The 619-nt window shown below is 53.5% G+C and carries 4 tRNA genes; all 4 read right to left on the bottom strand.

Annotated features, from left to right (window positions below):
* Position 1: 1 nt before the first annotated feature.
* The 4 genes from ABS784_RS16940 to ABS784_RS16925 all read right to left on the bottom strand — a co-directional run bounded on the left by ABS784_RS16940 (position 2) and on the right by ABS784_RS16925 (position 339).
* Positions 2 to 74 (bottom strand) — tRNA-Val (locus ABS784_RS16940).
* A gap of 9 nt (positions 75 to 83) precedes the next feature.
* Positions 84 to 155 (bottom strand) — tRNA-Glu (locus ABS784_RS16935).
* Between the two features lie 14 nt (positions 156 to 169).
* Positions 170 to 260: transfer RNA gene (locus tag ABS784_RS16930), tRNA-Ser, on the bottom strand.
* A 4-nt stretch (positions 261 to 264) separates the two neighbouring features.
* Positions 265 to 339: transfer RNA gene (locus tag ABS784_RS16925), tRNA-Asn, on the bottom strand.
* Between the last annotated feature and the right edge of the window lie 280 nt (positions 340 to 619).

Below are 619 nucleotides of genomic sequence, written 5' to 3'. Positions count from 1 at the left end.
GTGGAGGATGACGGGATCGAACCGCCGACCCCTTGCTTGTAAGGCAAGTGCTCTCCCAGCTGAGCTAATCCTCCACAAAGAAGTGACCCGTACGGGATTCGAACCCGTGTTACCGCCGTGAAAGGGCGGTGTCTTAACCACTTGACCAACGGGCCATGCTGATGGATCATGGCGGAGAGCAAGGGATTCGAACCCTTGAGGCGCTATTCACGCCTACACGATTTCCAATCGTGCTCCTTCGACCACTCGGACAGCTCTCCACGATGGCTCCGCAGGCAGGATTCGAACCTGCGACCAATCGGTTAACAGCCGATTGCTCTACCACTGAGCTACTGCGGAATCATAACGACGGTCAATTCTCCCAACAAGATATCCTGCCTCTTCCTCTGCCAGCCGATTCAAAGAAGCTGGATGCGTCGAGGCAACTCGCAGTTCATCCGATGATGCAAATGCTCGTCACTGAGCTGCTGCGAAATGACATCTCTTTAGACATTTACTATTATAATGATTCGCGCTGAGCTGTCAAGAGTTTTTTCATTCCTTCAAAACTAGATAACCGTTGGAAGAAGCCGCTCGCCTGCGCTTTTCGCATTGTCCAGCTCCGGCTCGCCGCCGCTCG

This window comes from Geobacillus sp. G4 (assembly GCF_040327975.1).
Classification (GTDB): Bacteria; Bacillota; Bacilli; order Bacillales; family Anoxybacillaceae; genus Geobacillus; species Geobacillus thermoleovorans.
The sequence above is the reverse complement of the archived record's forward strand: the minus strand, read 5'-3'. Positions and strand labels throughout refer to the sequence as shown.